This window comes from Pseudomonas sp. BS3782 TE3695 (assembly GCF_050435305.1).
Classification (GTDB): domain Bacteria; phylum Pseudomonadota; class Gammaproteobacteria; order Pseudomonadales; family Pseudomonadaceae; genus Aquipseudomonas.
In genome coordinates, this window is the sequence record NZ_JBNDKB010000001.1 from 2,386,613 (window position 1) to 2,406,893 (window position 20,281).

18 protein-coding genes and 1 pseudogene are annotated in these 20,281 nt (G+C 59.5%); 17 read left to right on the plus strand and 2 right to left on the minus strand.

What is annotated here, in order from left to right; genetic code table 11:
• Window positions 1-136: 136 nt before the first annotated feature.
• The 4 genes from ABH909_RS10900 to ABH909_RS10915 are packed head-to-tail and all read left to right on the plus strand — an operon-like array spanning window position 137 to window position 4,498.
• On the plus strand, window positions 137-607 hold the full coding sequence (locus ABH909_RS10900; protein WP_048395810.1) for a (2Fe-2S)-binding protein: 471 nt from the start codon (window positions 137-139) through the stop codon (window positions 605-607).
• The gene (locus ABH909_RS10905) at window positions 604-2,925 is read left to right on the plus strand and encodes a molybdopterin cofactor-binding domain-containing protein (RefSeq protein ID WP_429432990.1); all 2,322 of its coding nucleotides are present in this window, start codon (window positions 604-606) and stop codon (window positions 2,923-2,925) included. Before ABH909_RS10900 ends, ABH909_RS10905 begins: the two co-directional genes overlap by 4 nt.
• Window positions 2,925-3,908: an XdhC family protein gene (locus tag ABH909_RS10910; RefSeq protein ID WP_429432992.1), complete on the plus strand. Its 984-nt coding sequence runs from the start codon at window positions 2,925-2,927 to the stop codon at window positions 3,906-3,908. Before ABH909_RS10905 ends, ABH909_RS10910 begins: the two co-directional genes overlap by 1 nt.
• Window positions 3,905-4,498 (plus strand): nucleotidyltransferase family protein, encoded by a 594-nt coding sequence (locus ABH909_RS10915; RefSeq protein WP_429432994.1) that lies wholly within the window; start codon window positions 3,905-3,907, stop codon window positions 4,496-4,498. The genes ABH909_RS10910 and ABH909_RS10915 overlap by 4 nt, the downstream gene beginning before the upstream one ends.
• Before the next feature lie 136 nt (window positions 4,499-4,634).
• Here the strand turns inward: ABH909_RS10915 and rne are convergent, their stop codons facing one another.
• Entirely contained in the window at window positions 4,635-7,799 is a 3,165-nt protein-coding gene (gene rne / locus ABH909_RS10920) for a ribonuclease E (RefSeq protein ID WP_429432996.1), read from the minus strand.
• Window positions 7,800-8,499: 700 nt separating this feature from the next.
• Here rne and rluC point away from each other — a divergent pair.
• From rluC to sppA, 3 genes are read left to right on the plus strand one after another with little or no spacing between them, the layout of a single operon-like run.
• Window positions 8,500-9,462 carry a 23S rRNA pseudouridine(955/2504/2580) synthase RluC gene (rluC, locus tag ABH909_RS10925; protein WP_429432998.1) on the plus strand — a complete coding sequence of 321 codons (963 nt, stop codon included), beginning with the start codon at window positions 8,500-8,502 and terminating at the stop codon, window positions 9,460-9,462.
• Window positions 9,449-10,111, plus strand: coding sequence for an HAD-IA family hydrolase (locus ABH909_RS10930; protein WP_429433000.1), 663 nt, complete (start codon window positions 9,449-9,451; stop codon window positions 10,109-10,111). Before rluC ends, ABH909_RS10930 begins: the two co-directional genes overlap by 14 nt.
• 26 nt (window positions 10,112-10,137) lie before the next feature.
• A complete protein-coding gene (sppA, locus tag ABH909_RS10935) occupies window positions 10,138-11,127 on the plus strand; it encodes a signal peptide peptidase SppA (protein WP_429433002.1) in 990 nt (329 codons plus the stop codon).
• A gap of 149 nt (window positions 11,128-11,276) precedes the next feature.
• On the opposite strand, the gene ABH909_RS10940 is transcribed toward sppA, so the two are convergent.
• Complete coding sequence (locus ABH909_RS10940) at window positions 11,277-11,855, minus strand: Maf family protein (protein WP_429433004.1); 579 nt, start codon at window positions 11,853-11,855, stop codon at window positions 11,277-11,279.
• A gap of 104 nt (window positions 11,856-11,959) precedes the next feature.
• Between ABH909_RS10940 and ABH909_RS10945 the strand changes: the two genes are divergently transcribed.
• The 10 genes and pseudogenes from ABH909_RS10945 to tmk all read left to right on the plus strand — a co-directional run.
• The gene (locus ABH909_RS10945) at window positions 11,960-12,487 is read left to right on the plus strand and encodes a YceD family protein (protein ID WP_004371317.1); all 528 of its coding nucleotides are present in this window, start codon (window positions 11,960-11,962) and stop codon (window positions 12,485-12,487) included.
• Window positions 12,488-12,500: 13 nt separating this feature from the next.
• A complete protein-coding gene (rpmF, locus tag ABH909_RS10950) occupies window positions 12,501-12,683 on the plus strand; it encodes a 50S ribosomal protein L32 (protein ID WP_003179396.1) in 183 nt (60 codons plus the stop codon).
• A gap of 4 nt (window positions 12,684-12,687) precedes the next feature.
• Window positions 12,688-13,698, plus strand: coding sequence for a phosphate acyltransferase PlsX (gene plsX, locus ABH909_RS10955; RefSeq protein WP_429433006.1), 1,011 nt, complete (start codon window positions 12,688-12,690; stop codon window positions 13,696-13,698).
• Window positions 13,699-13,822: 124 nt separating this feature from the next.
• Complete coding sequence (fabD, locus tag ABH909_RS10960) at window positions 13,823-14,761, plus strand: ACP S-malonyltransferase (RefSeq protein WP_429433008.1); 939 nt, start codon at window positions 13,823-13,825, stop codon at window positions 14,759-14,761.
• Window positions 14,762-14,777: 16 nt separating this feature from the next.
• On the plus strand, window positions 14,778-15,521 hold the full coding sequence (gene fabG, locus ABH909_RS10965) for a 3-oxoacyl-ACP reductase FabG (protein WP_192343996.1): 744 nt from the start codon (window positions 14,778-14,780) through the stop codon (window positions 15,519-15,521).
• A gap of 191 nt (window positions 15,522-15,712) precedes the next feature.
• Window positions 15,713-15,949: an acyl carrier protein gene (acpP, locus tag ABH909_RS10970; RefSeq protein WP_003175607.1), complete on the plus strand. Its 237-nt coding sequence runs from the start codon at window positions 15,713-15,715 to the stop codon at window positions 15,947-15,949.
• Between the two features lie 108 nt (window positions 15,950-16,057).
• Window positions 16,058-17,302 carry a beta-ketoacyl-ACP synthase II gene (gene fabF / locus ABH909_RS10975; protein WP_008067780.1) on the plus strand — a complete coding sequence of 415 codons (1,245 nt, stop codon included), beginning with the start codon at window positions 16,058-16,060 and terminating at the stop codon, window positions 17,300-17,302.
• Window positions 17,302-18,117 (plus strand): aminodeoxychorismate lyase, encoded by an 816-nt coding sequence (gene pabC / locus ABH909_RS10980; protein ID WP_429433010.1) that lies wholly within the window; start codon window positions 17,302-17,304, stop codon window positions 18,115-18,117. The genes fabF and pabC overlap by 1 nt, the downstream gene beginning before the upstream one ends.
• Window positions 18,118-18,120: 3 nt before the next feature.
• Complete coding sequence (gene mltG / locus ABH909_RS10985; protein ID WP_429433012.1) at window positions 18,121-19,347, plus strand: endolytic transglycosylase MltG; 1,227 nt, start codon at window positions 18,121-18,123, stop codon at window positions 19,345-19,347.
• A 19-nt stretch (window positions 19,348-19,366) separates the two neighbouring features.
• Window positions 19,367-19,684: pseudogene (tmk, locus tag ABH909_RS10990) on the plus strand (dTMP kinase); the annotation flags it as partial.
• Window positions 19,685-20,281: the final 597 nt, after the last annotated feature.

The window sequence follows — 20,281 nt, forward strand, 5'->3', positions numbered from 1 at the left end:
ATTTGCTCCACCAAAGGCCCGGTGCAGACGTTGCCGTCCGCATAAGAGAGCCCATTAGCCTGAGTCGATCTGCGTGAAGGAACCCACGCGGCAGATTGCTCGACCCCATAACCTCTATAACTATGCGGGCGTGCCCATGATTACCCTGAAACTCAATGGACAAGATCATCAACTCGATGTCACCGAGGACATGCCGCTGCTCTGGGCGATCCGTGACGTGGCCGGTTACAACGGCACCAAATTTGGCTGCGGCATGGGCCTGTGTGGCGCCTGCACCATTCATATCGATGGCGCGCCTGCGCGCAGTTGCATCACGCCGATCGGCTCGGTCATCGGCCAGAACGTCACCACCATCGATAACCTGCACGCCGACCCGGTTGGCAAAGTCGTCCAGCAAGCCTGGCTCGACAGCGCCGTGGCTCAGTGCGGGTACTGCCAGGGCGGGCAGATCATGTCGGCCACAGCGTTGCTGAAAACCAATCCGAATCCCAGCGACGAGCAGATTGAAGAGGCAATGGTCGGCAACATTTGCCGTTGCGGCACCTACAACCGGATCAAGACCGCGATCCGCCAGGCATCCACTCACCTGAAGGAGGCCAAGGCATGAGCCAGTTACCCAATGATTTTGCGCTGAGCAATCTCAGCCGCCGCGGGTTCCTCAAAGGCGTGGGCGCCACCAGTGCGCTGGTGCTGGCAGCCAGTTGGGGCTGGCAGGACGCGCTCGCTGCCGAAAAAGACAAGAAGTTCGGTGCCGACGGCATGCCCAACGGCTGGATCGATGATCCCAAGGTTTATGTCAGCATCGCCACCGATGGCAGCGTGACCGTGGTCTGCAACCGCTCGGAAATGGGCCAGGGCGTACGCACCAGCCTGACCATGGTCGTGGCCGATGAGCTGGATGCCGACTGGGCGCTGGTCAAAGTGCAACAGGCGCCGGGCGATGAAGTGCGTTTCGGTAACCAGGACACCGACGGCTCACGCAGCATGCGTCACTGGTACGAGCCGATGCGCCGTTGCGGGGCTGCCGCGCGAACCATGCTTGAGCAAGCCGCCGCCGCGCAGTGGAAAGTGCCGGTCAGCGAGTGCCGTGCGCAACTGCATAAAGTCATTCACCAACCCACCGGTCGTGAACTGGGCTATGGCGCATTGGCCGCGGCTGCCAGCGCGTTGGCGGTGCCGGCCCGCGATAGCCTGCGCCTCAAGCAGCCCTCGGAATTTCGTTACATCGGTAAGGAAGGCACAAAAGCCATCGACGGTGCGGACATCGTCAACGGCCGGGCAGTCTACGGCGCCGATGTGCATTTTGAAGGCATGCTGTTCGCCACCATCGCGCGGCCAGCGGTTTATGGCGGCAAGGTCAAATCCTTCGATGCCAGCGCCGCGATGAAAGTCCCGGGTGTGATCAAGGTTCTGCAAATCGAAAGCCGTCCATTGCCGTCCGAGTTTCAGCCGCTGGGCGGCGTGACCGTGGTGGCCAGTAATACCTGGGCGGCTATCAAGGGCCGCGAGGCGCTGAAAATCGAGTGGGATGACGGCCCCAACGCCAGTTATGACTCGATCGCCTACCGCAAGGAGCTCGAAGCCGCGTCCCTCAAGCCCGGCAAAGTGGTGCGCAATACCGGCAGCATCGACCAGGCCATGAGCAGCGCCGACAGCACCGTTGAAGCCTCTTACTACCTGCCGCACCTGGCGCAATCGCCGATGGAACCGATGGTCGCCATCGCCCGTTTCAAGGACGGCATGTGCGAAGCCTGGGCTCCAAGCCAGGCCCCGCAAGTCAGCCGTGAACGGATCGGCGAGCGCCTCGGCATCCCATTCGATAACGTCACCTTCAACGTCACCTTGCTCGGCGGCGGTTTCGGTCGCAAATCCAAGCCGGACTTCATCATCGAAGCGGCGATCCTGGCCAAGGAGTTCCCGGGCAAGGCGGTGCGGGTGCAATGGACTCGTGAAGACGACATCCACAATTCCTATTTTCACACCGTGTCGGCCGAGTACCTGAAGGCCAGCTTGAACAAGGACGGCCTGCCGTCCGGTTGGTTGCACCGCACGGTGGCGCCGAGTATCACCGCGCTGTTCGCGCCGGGCATGAACCATGAGGCGGCTTTCGAGCTGGGCATGGGCTTCACCAACATGGCTTACGCGATCCCCAACGTACGCCTGGAAAACCCCGAAGCGGCGGTCCACACCCGGGTCGGCTGGTATCGCTCGGTATCGAATATTCCACACGGCTTTGCGATTCAGAGTTTTGTCGATGAGCTGGCGCATAAGGCTGGCCAGGATCCGCTCAAGTATCAGATCAAGTTGCTCGGCCCGGACCGTCAGATCGATCCGCGCACCTTGAGTGAAGAGTGGAACTACGGCGAATCGCCCGAGCGTTATCCCATCGACACTGCACGGATGCGCACCGTGCTGGAAACTGCCGCCAAAGCGGCCGGTTGGGGGCGCGAGTTGCCCAAGGGCCGAGGCTTGGGCTTGGCGGTGCACTATAGTTTTGTCACTTATGTGGCGGCGGTGATCGAGGTGGAAGTCAAAGACGATGGCACGTTGATCGTGCACAAGGCCGACATCGCCGTGGATTGCGGCCCGCAGATCAATCCTGAGCGGATTCGTTCGCAGTTCGAAGGTGCCTGCGTCATGGGCCTGGGCAACGCGGTGTTGGGGGAAATCAGCTTCAAGGACGGCAAGGTTCAGCAGGACAACTTCCACATGTACGAAGTGGCGCGCATGTCCCTGGCCCCGAAGGAGATCGCCGTGCATCTGGTCACGCCACCGGGCAATGTGCCCTTGGGCGGGGTCGGTGAGCCAGGCGTGCCGCCGATTGCGCCAGCGCTGTGCAACGCGATCTTCGCCGCCACCGGCAAGCGCATCCGTAATCTGCCGGTACGCTATCAGCTGCAAGGCTGGCAGAAGGCGCAAGCCTGATGGACAGCGTCGATCTGAACGTCCTGCGCAGCGTGCTGGAATGGCGCCGCGCCGGTCAGCGGGTGATGTTGTACAGCGTGGCCCAGACCTGGGGCACCGCGCCCCGGGCACCTGGCGCCATGCTCGCCTTGCGTGAAGATGGCGTAGTGATAGGCTCGGTGTCCGGTGGCTGCGTCGAGGATGACCTGATTGCCCGGCTCCACGATGGCCGTATCCCGGCCGATGGGCCGCCGGTGCAATTGATTACCTATGGCGTCACCCGTGAGGAGGCCGCGCGATTTGGTTTGCCATGCGGCGGCACGTTGCGCCTGACCGAGGAGCGTGTCGGCGATCCGGCGTGGGTCGCCGAATTGCTGACGCGCTGCGAAGCCCATGAAATCGTTGCGCGTGAGCTGAATCTGGCGACCGGTGAAGTGATTCTGCAACCCGCGAGTAAGACCGATGTGCTGGTGTTCGATGGGCAGACCTTGCGCGCCATTTATGGTCCGCGCTGGCGGTTATTACTGATTGGTGCCGGCCAACTGTCGCGCTACGTTGCCGAAATGGCGCGGCTGCTGGATTTCGAGGTGCTGATCTGCGATCCGCGCACCGAGTTCGTCTATGGCTGGGAAGAGCAACACGGTCGCTTCGTCCCAGGCATGCCCGACGAAGCGGTGCTGACCATCCAGACCGACGAGCGCACAGCCATTGTCGCGCTGACCCACGATCCACGCCTGGATGACATGGCGCTGCTCACGGCGCTGGACTCCAAGGCATTTTATGTCGGTGCGCTGGGGTCACGGGTCAACAGTCAGAAGCGCCGGGACAACCTGGCTCAGCTAGGCTTGTCACAACAGGCCATCGAGCGCTTGCACGGCCCGATCGGTTTGCACATCGGCAGCCATACACCGGCGGAAATCGCCTTGTCGCTGCTGGCTGAAATTGTGGCGATCAAGAACGGCGTCGAGCTGAAACACAAGAGGCCGTTGCAGGAGGGCGTATGAGCGACTCCATTGGCGTTATCGTTCTGGCCGCAGGGCAGGGCAGTCGGTTTCGACAGGTAGCGGGCGACGAAAAGGACAAGCTGCTGGTGGATTGCACCGCTCGTGACGGCGTTTCTGTGCATTCGATGATCGAGCAGGTGCTGGCAAATCTGCCAGCCACGCTTGAGAAGCGCGTGCTGGTGACCACGGCGGATCGCCCGCAAGTGATTCGCATGGCTCAGGCCTATGGTTGCGAGATTGTGCGGATCGAGTCGACCGGTCTGGGCGATAGCATAGCGGCGGGTGTGGCGGCGTGTTCACAACTCGGTGGCTGGCTGATTGTGTTGGGGGATATGCCGTTTATCCTGTCGTCCAGCATTGAGCGGGTGGTCGCGAATATTGCCGGCGATGCCATCAGCGTGCCGGTGTATGAGGGGCAATATGGGCACCCGGTGGGATTCGGGCGAAGTTTTGGTCCGGGATTGATGGCGTTGACCGGCGATCACGGCGCCAAGTCGCTGTTTGCTCAGGCGAGGGTGGTCGAGGTGGTGGTAGACGATCCGGGGGTGTTGTGGGATGTGGATGTTCCAGAGAAATTAATGTTTGTGTAATCCCCAAAAGATCGCAGCCTTCGGCAGCGCCCACAGGCGCGTAGGAGCTGCCGAAGGCTGCGATCTTTTGATTTTTTGGGCATAAAAAAAGCCCCGCCCGGGATCACCAGGCGGGGCTTTTTAATGGCCGATGGAATCAGGCGAGGGGTTTAGGCTCGTGCTCTTTTTCCTGGGCTTGCTCGTGTTGCTCTACCGCTTCCTGAACGGAGCGCGGTGCTTCGTCGAACGCGGATTCAGCTGGTTCGGCAGGGACTTCAGCGGCCGGGGCAGGGGCTGCCTCGACAACTTCAGCAACAACCGGGGCTGGCTCGGCAGCGGCCGGAGCAGCAGCGGCAGCCAGTTCGGCTTCCTTCTGCAGACGCTCGGCTTCACGCTTGCGACGACGTACTTCACGCGGGTCGTTCGGCGCACGGCCACTTGGGGTCAGCGCGCTGACAGGGGCTGCTTCAGCCGCCGGTGCAACCTCTTCGGCAACAACGGGCGCTTCAACAGCTGCTGGAGCAGGCTCGGCAGCAGCAGCCACTGGCTCGGAGACCATGGCTTCAGCAACCGGAGCCTCCGCGACTGGCGCTGGCGCTTCGACCGCTACAGGTGGCTCGGCAACCCAGTTGAACGTGGTCTGCTCTTCGCGAGCTTCAACCACAGGCTCAGCGGATGGAGCAGGCTCGGCAGCAACGGCTGGCTCAGCTTCAACTTCAGGCTGGGCTTGACGAACCGGTGCCACTTCGATTTCCGGAGAGGCAGTGACTTCTACCGGCGTGGTCGCCTCAACGACTGGCGCTTCGACCGGCGCAGTTTCCTGCGTGGCGGCAGTGGCGCGTTCGGCTTGCTCGTTGGCTTGTGCTTCAGCAGGCGCGCTGATCACGGAGCTGGCAACGGCTGCAGTAACCGCCAGGCCGGCGGCCAGGTCGGCGGTGCTTGGCGCTTCGGCGTTTTCAGCCGACTCGGACTCTTCCGAACCTTCGATCACATTGCCGTTGGCATCGCGTTGACGCTCACGACGGTTGCTGCGACGACGCTGGCCACGGGAGCGGCGGCGAGGACGATCGCCTTCGGCGTGTTCCTGACCGTCTTCCTGCAGTTGCTCTTCGTTGGCTGGCAGCTCTTCTTCGGCAACAGCAGCAACGGCTTGCTCGGTACGTGGCTGACGTTCTTCACGCGGTGGGCGTGGAGCACGTTCTTCACGTGGCTGACGGGCCGGACGCTCTTCAGCGTTGGCAGCGACGACCGGAGCGGCATCCAGAGGCTCGCGCAGTTCACGAACCGGACGTTCTTCACGCTCGCCACGTGGCTTGCGATCTTCACGCGGGGCGCGCGGTGCACGCTCTTCACGAGGGGCGCGTGGTGCGCGCTCTTCGCGCGGAGCGCGTTCCTGGGCAACTGCTGGCGCTTCTTCGCGGACTTCACGTGGCTCACGTGGTGCGCGTTCTTCACGCGGTGCACGTTCCTCACGAGGCTTGCGCTCTTCATCGCGGCGACCGTTACGGTTGCGGCTCTGCTGACGGCCGTTGCGGCGCTCTTCGTTGCGAGCAGGGCGTTCGGTAGCTGGCTTTTCAACCACAACCGGCGCAGCAGGCTCTTCCTTGGTGGCGAACAGGCTGACCAGCGACTTCACCAAACCTTTGAACAGGCTTGGCTCTGGGGCAGCGGCCGGGGCAGCCACCGGAGCAGCGGCGACTTCGGTCGGAACCGGAGCGTTGGCGCGGGCCGGAGCTGTCTTGACCGCGGCTTCCTGGCGAACCAGAGTGCGGGTCGCGGCGGCTGGCTGGACTTCTTCGACTTCGGCCGCAGCAGCGGCGATTTCGTAGCTGGACTGGCCGACCGCGGCTTCCGGGCTGTCATCGCGCAGACGCTGAACTTCGAAGTGCGGCGTTTCGAGGTGATCGTTCGGCAGAATGACGATGCGGGCACGGGTGCGCAGTTCGATCTTGGTGATCGAGTTGCGTTTTTCGTTGAGCAGGAAAGCTGCAACCGGAATCGGCACTTGTGCGCGAACTTCGGCGGTGCGGTCTTTCAGGGCTTCTTCTTCGATCAGGCGCAGGATCGCCAGCGACAGCGATTCAACGTCACGGATGATGCCGGTGCCGTTGCAACGCGGGCAGACGATGCCACTGCTTTCGCCCAGCGATGGACGCAGGCGCTGACGGGACATTTCCAGCAGGCCGAAGCGCGAGATGCGACCGACTTGCACGCGAGCGCGGTCGGCTTCCAGGCATTCGCGGACTTTCTCTTCCACGGCGCGCTGGTTCTTGGCAGGGGTCATGTCGATGAAGTCGATGACGATCAGGCCGCCGATGTCGCGCAAGCGCAGCTGACGGGCGATTTCTTCGGCGGCTTCAAGGTTGGTCTGCAGTGCGGTTTCTTCGATGTCGCTGCCTTTGGTGGCGCGCGCCGAGTTGATGTCGATGGACACCAGGGCTTCGGTCGGATCGATAACGATGGAGCCGCCGGAAGGCAGTTCGACGACGCGCTGGAAGGCGGTTTCGATCTGGCTTTCGATCTGGAAACGGTTGAACAGCGGAACGCTGTCTTCGTACAGTTTGATTTTGCTGGCGTACTGCGGCATCACCTGGCGAATGAAGGTCAGGGCTTCGTCCTGGGCTTCAACGCTGTCGATCAGCACTTCGCCGATGTCCTGGCGCAGGTAATCGCGGATGGCGCGGATGATCACGTTGCTTTCCTGATAGATCAGGAACGGCGCGGAACGGTCCAGCGAAGCTTCTTTGATGGCGGTCCACAGTTGCAGCAGGTAATCGAGGTCCCACTGCATTTCTTCGCTGCTGCGGCCAAGGCCGGCAGTGCGAACGATCAGACCCATGTCGGCCGGGGCAACCAGGCCGTTCAGGGCTTCACGCAGTTCGTTGCGCTCTTCACCTTCGATGCGACGGGAGATACCGCCGGCACGCGGGTTGTTCGGCATCAGCACCAGGTAACGGCCGGCCAGGCTGATGAAGGTGGTCAGGGCGGCGCCCTTGTTGCCACGTTCTTCTTTTTCGACCTGAACGATGACTTCCTGGCCTTCGCTCAGGACGTCCTTGATGTTGACGCGGCCTTCAGGGGCTTTCTTGAAGTATTCGCGGGAGATTTCTTTGAGGGGCAGGAAGCCGTGGCGCTCAGAGCCGAAATCGACAAAGGCAGCCTCAAGGCTTGGTTCGATGCGAGTAATCCGGCCTTTATAGATGTTGGCCTTCTTCTGCTCGCGTGCACCAGATTCGATGTCCAGGTCGTAGAGGCGCTGGCCGTCTACCAGTGCAACACGCAACTCTTCGGGTTGGGTTGCGTTAATCAGCATTCTTTTCATGTAGTACCGTCGGTTTCCGGGCTGCCGGAAACGGCGTTCGGCACACACGACTTCTCACGGTCGGTGTCAGGTGCGTCAGGAGTGGTTGGCCACTCCAGTGTCTAGCGAACCCCGACCAATTGGGTCGATGTCGCGACGTACGCGTCCTGCTTGCTGTGGCTACTTAAGCACTCAGTCAGGAGGAGGAATCAACCGGCGGCTGTGGACGAGATGAAGCGTCTTGATAAAGCCTATTGCTACACAGTCCAGCGGTTGTGCATCTCCACCCTACACGTATCCCTGATAATTCGGGTGCTGCCGCGCGCAGAATCCGCAGCGGGTTGGCATTTACCGTGAGCTCCGAAAGGGGAGGTCACGCATCATGGCTAATTTAGGCGGTGTTTCCGAAGCGTTCGCTCGGGGTCGTTCGCAGCTGACTGCACTTTGTGAACTGGCCGTGAATATTTGCTCGGAAGGCGAGTGAAAACTCTGCTTTGCGGCATGATTCAGGCCTTATGTCACCTGCGCTCGTTACAACTGCAAACTCTGCCGTTACGTAGCGAAAGCCCCGTAGGACGGCCTCTCGTCCTCATGAATTGCGTTGGTCAGGGCCGGTTTTTGACCGTTGGTCCGCTGTCCAGGCCACTTTTGGCGGCGTTCGCGACTATAGCAGCAATGATTAAGTGCTTCAATTCCATAAAAAATTGTTATCATCCGCGTCATGACGACTACTGCCCCTTCGACCCCAGCCGTACAACTGCTGGAGGTCTCGCCGGAATATGCCGGCCAACGTATTGATAACTTCCTTCTCGCTCGGCTCAAAGGCGTGCCCAAGACCTTGATTTACCGCATTTTGCGCAAGGGCGAAGTGCGGGTGAACAAAGGTCGGATCAAGCCCGAATACAAGCTGCAGGCGGGCGATATCGTGCGCGTGCCGCCGGTTCGCGTGCCTGAGCGTGACGAGCCCGTGCCATTAGCCCAGGGTTTGCTGCAGCGGCTCGAGGCCGCGATTGTCTATGAAGACAAGGCGCTGATCGTGGTCAACAAGCCTTGCGGCATTGCGGTTCATGGTGGCAGTGGCTTGACCTACGGTGTGATCGAGGCCTTTCGTCAGTTGCGTCCCGATTGCAAGGAACTCGAACTGGTTCATCGTCTCGATCGTGATACCTCGGGCCTGCTGATGATTGCCAAAAAGCGCAGCATGTTGCGCCACTTGCACACGGCATTGCGCGGCGATGGCGTCGATAAGCGCTACATGGCGCTGGTGCGCGGCAACTGGGCGACCTCGATCAAGCAAGTCCGTGCGTCGCTGGGCAAGAGCAATCTGCGCTCCGGCGAGCGGATGGTCGAAGTGGACGAGGAGGAGGGCAAGGAGTCTGTGACCGTATTTAAGGTCCTGCGTCGCTTTGGCGATTTTGCCACTATGGTCGAGGCCAAGCCGATCACGGGTCGCACTCACCAGATTCGCGTCCATACTCTGCATGCCGGACATTGCATCGCGGGTGATACCAAGTACGGCGATGAAGGTTTCAGCAAGGAGATTCGTGATCTTGGCGGTAAGCGTCTGTTTCTGCACGCCTACATGCTGACGGTGCCGCTACCTGATGGCGGTGAGCTCAAGTTACAGGCGCCGGTCGACGAGATGTGGGCCAAAACCGTGGAGCGCTTGAGTGCACCCTACTGATTACAAGCTGCTGATTTTCGATTGGGACGGCACGCTGGCTGACTCCATTGGTCGGATTGTCGAGGCGATGCATGTCGCGTCCGAGCGGTCCGGTTTTCAGTTGCGCGATGATTCTGCCGTCAAAGGCATTATCGGTCTGGGCTTGCCGGAAGCGATTCGCACCCTGTATCCCGAGATTGGCGACACCGAACTGGTAGCGTTCCGTCAGCACTATGCGGATCACTACATTGCGGCGGAGGCCGTGCCTTCCCCGTTGTTCGAGGGGGTTGTCGAGTCTCTCGAAGCGTTTCGTGTCGAGGGATATCATCTGGCAGTAGCGACCGGTAAGGCTCGTCGTGGGCTGGATCGGGTGCTGAAGTCTCACGGCTGGGAAGATTATTTCGATATTACCCGTGCCGCTGATGAAACCGCCAGCAAGCCCCATCCGCTGATGCTTGAGCAGATTCTCGCCCATTGCGAGGTTCGTCCGGAGCAGGCGCTGATGGTCGGCGATTCATCGTTCGACCTGCAGATGGCGCGCAATGCGGGCATGGATTCGGTAGCGGTCAGCTATGGCGCTCAATCGATCGACGCCTTGAAGCTATTTGAGCCGAGACTGGCCATTGATCGTTTTTCAGAGTTGCACGCCTGGCTGAGTCAGCGGGTTTAATTGGTTTTTTTGCTGGGGTACATGGCATGACCGACGAATGGAAAGCGCCCGCCAAGGCGAGTGCGGAAACGGGTGATGAGAAAAGCTGGAAGCTGCTGGAAAAAACCTTGCTCGCTGGCGTGCAGGAGCAGCGACGGTCCCGTCGCTGGGGAATATTCTTCAAGTCGCTGACTTTCTTGTACCTGTTCGGCGTGCTGGTTCTCTTATCGCCGATGATAAGCATGGAGAAAGGCGCCACTCTCGGCTCTGGCTACACGGCGCTGATCGATATAACGGGCATGATTGCCGACAAAGAGCCGGCCAGTGCCGATAATATCGTCGGCAGTCTGCGTGCAGCCTTCGAGGATAAGAAGGTCAAGGGTGTGGTTCTGCGGATCAACAGCCCTGGCGGCAGTCCGGTGCAGTCGGGTTATGTCTACGACGAGATCCGTCGTTTGCGCGGCCTGCATCCAGATACCAAGGTTTATGCGGTGATCTCGGATCTGGGCGCTTCCGGTGCCTATTACATCGCTAGCGCCGCGGACCAGATCTACGCCGACAAGGCGAGCCTGGTGGGTTCCATCGGTGTGACGGCGGCCGGCTACGGTTTTGTCGGGACCATGGAGAAGCTGGGTGTGGAGCGTCGTACCTACACGTCTGGGGAGCACAAATCGTTCCTCGATCCGTTCCAGCCGCAGAAACCCGCGGAAATCCAATTCTGGCAGAGCGTGCTCGATACCACCCATCAGCAGTTCATCAATAGTGTCAAGAAGGGTCGTGGTGATCGCCTGAAGGATAAAGAACATCCAGAGCTGTTCTCCGGGCTGATCTGGTCGGGTGAGCAGGCGCTGTCGCTGGGCTTGATCGATGGTCTGGGCAATGCCAGTTCGGTTGCTCGCGATGTGATCGGTGAGAAAGAACTGGTGGATTTCACTGTTGAGGAATCGCCATTCGATCGCTTCTCGAAAAAGCTTGGCGCCAGCGTGGCTGAGCATTTGGCAATGTGGATGGGCTTTCAGGGGCCATCGTTGCGCTGATCTTCTTGCTGCATAAAAAAAACCGGCTTTTTGCCGGTTTTTTTACAGTCAAAAGATCGCAGCCTCGTTTCACTCGACAGCTCCTACAAGGGAATACGCATTTCAATGTAGGAGCTGTCGAGTGAAACGAGGCTGCGATCTGTTGACCTTTAAGGTATCTGCACGCCTTCGGCCAGCAGCATGTCCACCAGGCGAATCAACGGCAGGCCGATCAGGCTGGTGGCGTCAGGGCCTTCGGTGCTTTGAAACAGGCTCACCCCCAAACCTTCGGCCTTGAAGCTGCCAGCGCAGTCATAGGGCTGTTCAGCATGCAGGTAACGTTCGATGCGTGCTGGGTCGAGTGTGCGCATGTGTACGGTAAAAGGCACGCAGTCGACCTGACAGTGGCCGGTCTGGCTGTTGAGTAGTGCCAGGCCGGTCAGGAAGGTCACGCTGGCGCCGCTGGATGCCAAGAGTTGTTCGCGGGCCTTTTCGAAGGTGTGAGGTTTGCCGATGATCCGCTCACCGAGCACCGCGACCTGATCTGAGCCGATGATCAGGTGGGCAGGATGGCTGTCCGCCAGTGCGCGGGCTTTTTCTTCGGCGAGGCGCTTTACCAGGTCTACGGCTGACTCGTCCGGGCAATGACTTTCGTCGATATCCGGCGAGCTGCACGTGAATGGCAACTGCAAACGGGCCAGCAATTGCCGGCGATAGGCTGAGCTTGAAGCGAGTAATAAAGGCAGCATGCGCATCTCCAAAGGGCAGGGGCGAATTCTAGCGCAGGCTCAAGTGACGGGCAGGGCTGAATTTCCTTTGACATGGCTGGGGGCATCCCTATAATGCTGCGCCTATGTTGAATGACCCGATTCCACCTCACGTTGACCCGCGCAAATTGGCTGACCGTGGCACCACCCTTCAAGGTGAACTGCTGCTGGCCGATTTGGAGAGACTCTGCGACCCGCTTTCCGATACTGTCGGTACGGTGCAGGCTAAATTCGTTTTTGAACGAGATGAACGTAAATCTGTGGTAATTCACAGCTTTATCGACACCGAAGTCAAAATGGTTTGCCAGCGTTGTCTTGAGCTGGTCACCCTGCCGATCCATAGCGAATGCAGTTATGCTGTGGTGAAGGAGGGTGCGAATACCCAGTCGTTGCCGAAAGGTTATGACGTGCTGGAACTGGGCGAAGATCCTTTGGATCTGCAGTCACTGATCGAGGAGGAGCTTCTGCTCGCCTTGCCCATTGTGCCTGCTCATCATCCGGAAGAATGCCAGCAGCCGGCGGGTCTCGATGAGCCCGAACCGAGCGAGGACGAGGTAACGCGGTCCAACCCGTTCAGTGTATTGGCGCAGTTAAAGCGTGACCCAAACGTTTAGGAGTTAATCAATTATGGCTGTTCAGCAGAACAAAAAATCCCGCTCTGCCCGTGACATGCGTCGTTCGCACGACGCTCTCGAGGCTAGCACCCTGTCTGTAGAAAAAACCACCGGTGAAGTTCACCTGCGTCACCACGTATCGCCAGAAGGCGTATACCGTGGCCGTAAAGTGATCGACAAGGGCGCTGACGAGTAATCACTTGTCCGCTCAAGTCATCGCGATTGACGCAATGGGCGGGGACTTCGGTCCCCGCAGCATTGTTCAGGCCAGCCTCGCTTGCCTGTCTGCTACACCCTCGCTGCACCTGACCCTCGTCGGTCAACCCTCCCTTCTTGAAGATCTGCTCGCCAGCCAATCGGCTGTCGATCGCGCGCGCCTGTCGATTACGCCGGCGTCCGAAGTCATCACCATGGACGAAAAGCCCGCCCAGGCGTTGCGCGGCAAGCCCGATTCGTCGATGCGCGTGGCGCTGGAGTTGCTGCGAGACGGCAAGGTCCAGGCCTGTGTCAGTGCCGGCAATACCGGCGCACTGATGGCCTTGTCGCGCTTTGTGCTCAAGACCTTGCCGGGCATTGATCGGCCGGCAATGATCGCGGCCATTCCAACGCAGAAGGGCTACTGCCAGTTGCTCGATCTGGGTGCCAATGTCGATTGCACTGCCGAGCACTTATTGCAGTTTGCAGTGATGGGTTCGGTCGCGGCAGAAACCCTGGGTATCGTTCGCCCCAGGGTTGCGTTGCTGAACATCGGCACTGAAGACATCAAGGGCAATCAGCAGGTCAAATTGGCGGCTACGTTGTTGCAGAGTGCTCGTGGCATCAACTACATCGGGTTTGTCGAGGGTGACGGCTTGTACCGTGGCGAGGCGGATGTGGTGGTGTGTGACGGCTTTGTCGGCAATATCCTGCTCAAGTCCAGCGAAGGCCTGGCGACCATGATTGCCGGGCGCATCGAGGCGTTATTCAAGAAAAATTTCGCCTCAAAAGTGGTGGGTGCGCTAGCGCTGCCGCTGATGAAACGCTTGCAGGCTGAGCTGGCGCCGGCACGACATAACGGCGCAAGTTTCCTCGGTCTGCAGGGAATTGTCGTGAAAAGCCACGGTTCGGCGGGGGTGCAGGGTTTTCAGAGTGCGATACAGCGAGCACTGATCGAGATCCAGGAAAACCTGCCGGAGCGGCTTCATGGGCGCCTGGAAGATTTGTTGCCTTAGGCGTTTTCGTCGGACAATGCTTAAATGTGACCGCTCAGTTCAATGGGCCATCCAACTGTGAGTTTCTTGCGTTCCGGAAACGGGGCGTCATTCTCCGACGACAAGATCATTAGGGGCTTGTTACATGTCTGCTTCCCTCGCATTCGTCTTTCCAGGACAGGGTTCGCAGTCCCTCGGCATGCTGGCCGAGTTGGGCGCGCAACATCCGGTGGTCCTCGAAACATTCAAAGAAGCTTCCGATGCTCTGGGTTACGACCTGTGGGCACTGACCCAGCAAGGGCCGGAAGAACAACTCAATCAAACCGATAAAACCCAGCCGGCCATTCTGACCGCCTCGATCGCCTTGTGGCGTCTGTGGCTGGCTGAAGGCGGCGCGCGTCCGGCGTACGTTGCCGGTCACAGCCTGGGCGAATACAGCGCCTTGGTGGCTGCAGGCAGTCTGAGTCTGGGCGACGCAGTGAAATTGGTAGAGCGTCGCGGTCAGCTGATGCAAGAGGCTGTTCCGGCCGGGCAGGGCGGCATGGCCGCGATCCTTGGTCTGGAAGATGCGGATGTGCTGGCAGCCTGTGCCGAAGCGGCGCAAGGCGAAGTGGTTAGCGCGGTCAACTTCAACTCCCCGGGCCAGGTAGTGATCGCTGGCGCCAAGGCGGCGGTCGAGCGCGCCATCGAGGGCTGCAAGGCACGTGGCGCCAAGCGCGCCATGCCATTGCCGGTCAGCGTACCGTCCCACTGCGAATTGATGCGCCCAGCCGCTGAGCGGTTCGCCGAATCGATCGCCGCGATCGACTGGCAGGCGCCGCAGATCCCTGTGGTGCAGAACGTCAGCGCCAACGTGCCGGCGGATCTGGAAACCCTCAAGCGCGATCTGCTTGAACAGCTCTATAAGCCTGTACGCTGGGTCGAATCGGTCCAGGCGCTGGCAGCCAAAGGTGCGACCAATCTGGTCGAGTGCGGCCCTGGCAAAGTACTGGCCGGTTTGAACAAACGTTGCGCCGAAGGCGTGTCGACCTCTAACCTCAATACCCCAGACGCTTTCGCTGCCGCCCGCGCAGCGCTGGCCTGAACAAGGAGAAGCTTGCATGAGTCTGCAAGGTAAAGTTGCATTGGTCACTGGTGCCAGCCGTGGTATCGGCCAGGCTATCGCTCTGGAATTGGGTCGTCAGGGTGCCATTGTCATTGGTACCGCGACTTCCGCTTCAGGGGCCGAGCGTATCGCTGCGACCCTGAAAGAAAACGGTATTCAGGGCACTGGCCTGGAACTCAATGTCACCAGCGACGAGTCCGTAGCGGCCGTGCTGGCGAGCATTCAGGAGCAATTCGGTGCGCCGTTGATCCTGGTCAATAATGCCGGTATCACCCGCGATAATCTGATGATGCGCATGAAAGATGACGAATGGCACGATGTCGTCGATACCAATCTGAACAGCCTGTTCCGCCTGTCCAAGGGCGTTTTGCGCGGCATGACCAAAGCCCGTTGGGGACGAATTATCAGTATTGGTTCGGTTGTGGGTGCCATGGGCAACGCAGGCCAAGTAAACTACGCTGCCGCCAAGGCCGGTCTGGAAGGTTTCAGCCGTGCACTGGCGCGTGAAGTCGGTTCGCGTTCGATTACGGTAAACTCGGTGGCCCCTGGGTTCATTGACACCGATATGACCCGTGAACTGCCCGAGGCGCAGCGTGAAGCCTTGCAGACGCAAATTCCGCTGGGTCGTCTGGGGCAAGCTCAAGAGATCGCGTCTGTGGTCGCTTTTCTTGCATCTGACGGTGCGGCTTACGTTACTGGGGCTACAATCCCGGTGAACGGCGGGATGTACATGAGTTAAATGTGACGGATTGCTTCAAAAAAATGTCATACGAGCTGTCTAAAATCCGTTATAAAGCTGCAATCTATTTATAGACAGAGGGTCGCCGGGTTTGAGGAGTGAAGCTTTCAGTTGAAAAACTGAAAAGTCTTTCTATACACTTACCCACCGGCCAGCTGCCTGAATTTGTCCATTAGGAGTGAAAACAAGGTATGAGCACCATCGAAGAGCGCGTCAAGAAAATCGTTGCTGAGCAACTGGGCGTTAAAGAAGAAGAAGTGGTCAACACTGCTTCCTTCGTTGAAGACCTGGGTGCCGACTCCCTTGACACTGTTGAGCTGGTGATGGCTCTGGAAGAGGAATTCGAGACCGAAATCCCTGACGAAGAAGCTGAGAAGATCACTACTGTACAAGCAGCAATCGACTACGTTACCAGCCACCAGGCGTAATAGTTTTTAGTCGTCGCTCGCTGTCATGGAAAAACCGCACTGCCATCACGGCGTGCGGTTTTTTCTTTAGGCCTGATGCAAAGTCGTCATTTGAAAAAGGAGAGTGCTGTGTCGCGTAGACGCGTCGTAGTCACCGGTATGGGTATGTTGTCGCCACTGGGCACGGATGTGCCGAGCAGCTGGCAGGGCATTCTGGCTGGCCGCAGTGGCATTGGTCTGATCGAACACACCGACCTTTCTGCCTATTCCACCCGTTTTGGCGGCTCGGTAAAGGGCTTCAATGTCGAGGAATACCTGTCGGTCAAGGAAGCTCGCAAACTCGACCTGTTCATTCAATACGGTCTGGCTGCAGGTTTTCAAGCCGTGCGTAACGCAGGCCTTGAGGTCACCGACGCCAATCGTGAGCGTATCGGCGTGGCTATGGGCTCGGGTATTGGCGGTCTGACCAATATCGAAGAGACTAGCCGCACATTGCATGATTCCGGCCCACGACGGATTTCTCCGTTTTTCGTGCCAGGCTCGATCATCAATATGATTTCCGGTTTCCTGTCCATTCACTTGGGGGCACAGGGACCTAACTACGCCATCGCCACGGCGTGTACCACCGGTACGCACTGCATCGGCATGGCGGCACGCAACATCATGTACGACGAAGCCGACGTGATGATCGCCGGTGGTGCCGAGATGGCCGCGTGTGGTCTGGGCATGGGCGGCTTCGGTGCCTCCCGCGCACTGTCGACCCGCAACGACGAGCCGACCCGTGCCAGTCGTCCATGGGACAAGGGCCGTGATGGCTTCGTGCTGTCCGACGGCGCCGGCGCACTGGTGCTCGAAGAACTGGAGCACGCCAAGGCGCGGGGCGCGACCATCTACGCCGAACTGATCGGTTTCGGCACCAGTGGCGATGCTTACCACATGACCTCGCCACCGGCCGATGGCGCGGGTGCTGCGCGTTGCATCACCAATGCCTTGCGTGATGCGAAGATCAACAGCGATCAGGTTCAGTACATCAACGCCCACGGCACTTCGACCTCCGCTGGCGACCTCGCCGAAGCCTGTGCGATCAAATCCGTGTTCGGCGATCACGCCTACAAGCTGGCGGTCAGTTCGACCAAGTCCATGACCGGTCACCTGTTGGGTGCAGCGGGCGCGGTCGAGGCGATTTTCAGTGTGCTGGCAATCAACAGCCAGGTCGCGCCACCGACCATCAACCTCGATGAGCCGGACGAAGGCTGCGACCTCGACTTCGTACCCCACACCGCGCGGGGCATGGATATCGACGTGGTGCTGTCCAACTCCTTCGGATTTGGCGGTACCAATGGCTCGCTGGTGTTCCGCCGGTTCGCTGACTGATGGACAGCTGGGTCGACGGTCAACCGGCTGACGCTTTGTCGCTGAAGGATCGCGGCCTGGCTTACGGTGATGGTCTGTTCGAGACCATTGCGGTCAAGGGCGGGCAGCCGCTGCTGCTGGATCGACATTTGTCGCGTCTGGCGGAGGGTTGTTCGCGCTTGGCGATTGCCGCTAATCATCAACTGATCCGCGCAGAGCTGCTGGCCTACGCCGCTGCGCTAGGCGAGGGCATGCTCAAACTGATCCTCACCCGCGGCGACAGTCTGCGCGGTTACGCCGTCGATCCCTCGGCTCAGGCTCGACGCATTCTGCAAGGCAATCCTCCCGCGCCTTATCCGGCTGTTCATGCGGAGCAGGGCGTTCGTCTGTTCCCTTGTGCAACGCGGCTTTCCAAACAACCACTGCTCGCCGGTCTCAAGCATTTGAACCGTCTGGAGCAAGTGATCGCTCGTGCCGAATGGCAGGACGCCGAGCATGCCGAAGGCTTGATGCTGGATCAGGTCGGGCGGGTGATCGAAGGTGTGTTCAGCAATCTGTTCCTGGTACGCGATGGCGTGCTGGTGACCGCCAATCTCAAACGCTGTGGCGTGGCGGGCGTGATGCGTGCCGAATTATTGTTTCAAGCCAAGTCATTGGGAATTCCCACGCAAATCACTGATATCACCCTCGAGCAGCTGCAATGGGCTGACGAGGTCTTTGTCTGCAACAGCGTGTATGGCGTTTGGCCGGTGCGCGCCTATGCCGCACTGAGCTGGCCGGTTGGGCCGCTCACCCGTAAACTCCAAACCATTGCCCGTGCGCTACTGGATGCTTGATTCGTGAGACGTAAATTCTTGCTGCTGCTGGAAACCGGATTGGTTCTGGCGGGGCTGTTGGCCGGCGCTTGCGCCTGGAAAATCGATTCGGCGCTGAAACAGCCGCTGAACATCGCCCAGGAAGAGCTGCTGGAAGTGCCCAAAGGCACTACGCCAAACCGCACCTTCCTTCGACTCGAAGCCGATGGCGTCATCAAAGACGCTTTCTGGCTGCGCGTGTATTGGCGCTTTAATCTGGCAGGGCAACCGTTGCACAGCGGTGAGTACCGCATGGTGCCGGGTATGACAGTCAATGGGCTGATCGACCTGTGGAAGCGCGGAGAAATGGTGCAATACAGTCTGACGCTGGTCGAAGGCTGGAATTTCCATCAGGTTCGCGCAGCGCTGGCCAAGGATGAAAAACTCGAACAGACCCTGACGGGTCTGAGCGACAGCCAAGTGATGGACAAACTGGGCCACAGCGGGGTTTTTCCCGAAGGACGATTCTTCCCCGACACCTATCGTTTCGTGCGCGGCATGAGCGACGCCGATCTGCTCAAGAAAGCTTACGACCGCCTCGATGAGGTCCTCGCCAAGGAATGGAATCAGCGTTCTGCCGAAGCTCCCTACAAGGACCCCTATCAGGCGCTGATCATGGCCTCGCTGGTGGAGAAGGAAACCGGTGTGCCGCAGGAGCGTCGGCAGATTGCCGGCGTGTTCGTGCGGCGCATGGAGATGGGCATGCTGTTGCAGACCGATCCGACCGTGATTTATGGTCTGGGTGACCGTTACAACGGCAAGTTGACCCGCGCTCACCTCAAGGAACCGACGCCCTATAACACTTACATGATTGCTGGCCTGCCGCCGACGCCGATTGCGATGGTGGGCCGCGAAGCGATCCATGCGGCGCTGAATCCGGCGAACGGCAACAGCCTGTATTTTGTCGCGCGCGGTGATGGCAGCCACGTGTTTTCCGATGATCTGGACGCCCACAACAATGCGGTGCGCGAGTTCCAGATCAATCGACGTGCCGATTACCGTTCCAGCCCTGCGCCGGCCGTTGCGCCGCCGACCGAGGATGTCCAGGCGCCAATTCCGGCGGCTTCGCCCAACGTCGCGCCCGAAGACCTGCCGGCAGTAGTGCCGCAAGACTCCGTACAAGACTCCGTGCAAGGCTCGGAACAAGAGCCGGAACAAGAGCCGGCGCCAGCACCCGAAGCGGATGCTCCCGCGCCGCAAAGCCCGCAATGACTCTGACTAAGGACTGCCTGTGACTGGCTTGTTTATTACCCTGGAAGGCCCGGAAGGTGCCGGCAAGAGCACCAATCGCGAATACCTGGCCGAGCGTCTGCGCGCCGCCGGGATCGAGGTGGTGTTGACCCGGGAACCCGGTGGCACGCCCTTGGCTGAACGGATCCGTGATGTGCTGTTGGCCCCGGTCGATGAGGTCATGAACCCTGACACCGAGCTGCTGTTGGTGTTTGCCGCGCGCGCCCAGCATCTGGCCGAGGTGATCCGCCCGGCGCTGGCCCGAGGCGCGGTGGTCTTGTGCGATCGCTTTACCACGACGCTATTTTTTAATAGGGGAGAACGTAAACGTCCCATGGGAGTAGAACGAAATCACGGATTTATAGAGGGATCCGCCGTAGCTAGGGCGCTTCTGGCTGCCTAGTACCTTCTCACTGAACCAATCTTAGCATTGATCCCGCCAAAAAAGTAAACCCCTTCTGGTTCAGCCTTTCCGAACGCCAAATGTAAACCCATTCTCGCGGTGTTATCGGCGAAGCGCCCGCGTCGAGACCGCGATTCTCCTCTAGGCCACGTGTTCCGGCCCCTTCCAGGTTTACATTTTGCTCGCAAGCCCTCCAAATCGCCGCCTCGAGCACGCTGAAACCCGCTTTCAGCTGGTCAGAAATCCTTGCTTAGGTAGCCCTGCACTGTCGAGATCCACGGGGCGTCGAGCGATACTAAGCTCGACATATCAAAACCCTAAGGCTAATGGTGCATTTGGCGCGCTGTGACTGCAAAGGATCATCCAGGTAACTAGGTGTCGACCGTGACAACGGTGTCATTTCCACCTTCTTTTGACAGGCTCACGCTTGCGTCTCCACCACCATTTTCTGGCTACCTCTATATCGCTTAACGAGATATTATCGTGCCATCATCAAAGGGTGATCACTTAGTG